Source organism: Enterococcus camelliae, assembly GCF_042685105.1.
Lineage (GTDB): Bacteria > Bacillota > Bacilli > Lactobacillales > Enterococcaceae > Enterococcus_G > Enterococcus_G camelliae.
Genome location: NZ_JBHUMO010000039.1, coordinates 34,275 through 34,870, shown reverse-complemented (window position 1 = coordinate 34,870; position 596 = coordinate 34,275). Strand labels below are relative to the sequence as shown.

1 protein-coding gene is annotated in these 596 nt (G+C 34.1%); it reads right to left on the bottom strand.

Annotated elements, in window-relative coordinates:
* Window positions 1–596 (bottom strand): IS3 family transposase (locus ACFSR0_RS05780; protein WP_379980803.1); only part of this gene is annotated, 596 nt, incomplete at both ends.

The window sequence follows — 596 nt, the reverse complement described above, 5'->3', positions numbered from 1 at the left end:
GAAGAGTATTTTTTTCGCTTAGAAAATTTAATCATCAAGTTTTCCTCAAGCATTAATCTACGTATGACTTTTTCAGATAGGCTTTTCCCCATGTTTTTTAAAGCCTGGTGAATTCTGCGGTAACCATAAGCACAGAAGTTACTGTTGAAAATAGTCATGATCAATTGACGTTCTTCAACATATTTATCTGGTTTCTCAAGTGCCTTTTTTTGATAAAAATAGCTACTTTTAGACAACTTAAGTTGTTGAAGCAGTTCCTTCAACGTGAATCGATTTCGTTGAGCATCAATCAATATCGTTTTTTCTTGATTTGATAGATAAAGAAGATTGATGCCTTTTTCTTTTTTTAGCAGTTCAGCAGCTCCCTCTAGCAATGCTTTTTCGATTTGTAATTGGTGTACTTGTTTTTGTAATTCTTCCACTTCTTTTAAAAGTAACTCTTTTTGTTTGCCTTGATTTTTTGAAGTCATGCGCAATGGGAAATCCTTTCCAAGAAACGTGTTTTTCCATTGGTAAAGCGATCCTCGACTGACGCCTTCATCTTTCGCTAACTTTTTTCTATTGGTTCGAGGTTTATAAAACTTTCTCAACACGTT